Annotated in this window: 1 protein-coding gene and 1 pseudogene; both read left to right on the top strand. The window is 41.7% G+C overall.

The genetic code is table 11. From position 1 onward, the window contains the following. Nucleotides 1–249 precede the first annotated feature (249 nt). Nucleotides 250–924: an orotate phosphoribosyltransferase gene (gene pyrE, locus A1019T_RS09355; RefSeq protein WP_077451419.1), complete on the top strand. Its 675-nt coding sequence runs from the start codon at nt 250–252 to the stop codon at nt 922–924. 226 nt (nt 925–1150) lie between these two features. Next, a pseudogene (locus A1019T_RS13700) lies at nt 1151–1247 on the top strand (transposase); the annotation flags it as partial.

Here is a 1247-nt window from a genome sequence, read left to right as displayed (position 1 = left end):
CAAAGAACTCTCTTGGATCGTTGAGCATAATAGCTCCCTCTTATGGATCGGGTGCTATATTTTACTCCTTCTTTGACTTTTTGTAGTGCGATTGCCCTGTAATTCCTTTATCTATACCTGCATTAACGCATTATAACCGCTATAATACCGGCCTTAATTTAATCGATTTCGTGGTCAGGGCTTTTGGCTCAGCGAGGCTTTATTGAGCTGAAAGTTAATATAAATTTTATTGGTTCTATAGGATTCTTCATGGCAGTTCCTCCTTCAACTAGCACATTTAGTAGCAGTGATTTCATTCAACTGGCTTTATCCAATGATGTTTTAAAGTTTGGTGAGTATGTTCTTAAGTCTGGTCGTATTAGCCCGTACTTTTTTAATGCTGGTTTATTGGCCACTGGCGAAACTCTATCACTATTGGCGAACGGTTATGCTCAAGCTTTGGCAGAGCAAGTCAAAGAATCTCAGAGTGATGAGTTAGTTATTTTTGGTGCTGCTTATAAAGGCATTCCTTTTGTAGCAGCAACTGCTCAAGCTCTATGGAACAATCATGGCATAAATGCGCGCTGGGGCTATAACCGCAAAGAGGCCAAAGACCATGGTGAAGGTGGAAATCTAGTCGGTGCTGACGTTAGCGGCAAAGCTGTTTGGGTATTAGATGATGTAATCACTGCTGGGACCGCAATGCGAGAGGTGGTAGAAATTCTGAGTGCGGCGGGTGCGACAGTGGCCGGTATTATTGTGGCACTGGATCGTAAAGAGCGTGGTCAAAACGAACAGTCTGCTATTCAAGAGTTGGCCCAAAGCTTACAGGTGCCTGTGCAAGCCTTAGTTGATATCGATGACATCATTGATTATGTGGCAAAACATGGAGAGCCAAGTCAGTTGGCGAAAATGCGTCATTACCGCGAACAATACGGCGTTTAAGCCAGTAATGAGTTAGCTGCTCAGAACTTTGTATCGCTAGTATCATTTTTTGTCAATTTTTTATACTCAAGCTGTCAATCTTAGGTTGGCAGCTTTATTATAACTATCTTTATCACCAGTCGCCGTAAAACCACCCACTTCAGGGGGTGGATATAAGGCGACATATACTGTCGTAAGAAGTCGTTAAAGGGTTGTAAGCTAAAATTAATCTTGCCATACTAAGCATATGAAAACACTCAAGCTACGCATTAAAAACAAACACATAAAAGAGCTGAATTGTCTAAGCGGTTCAGTAAACTTCGTGTGGAACTATATTAATGCGT

This window comes from Psychrobacter piechaudii (assembly GCF_900162825.1).
In the GTDB taxonomy this organism is placed as follows: domain Bacteria; phylum Pseudomonadota; class Gammaproteobacteria; order Pseudomonadales; family Moraxellaceae; genus Psychrobacter; species Psychrobacter piechaudii.
The sequence above is the reverse complement of the archived record's forward strand: the minus strand, read 5'-3'. Positions and strand labels throughout refer to the sequence as shown.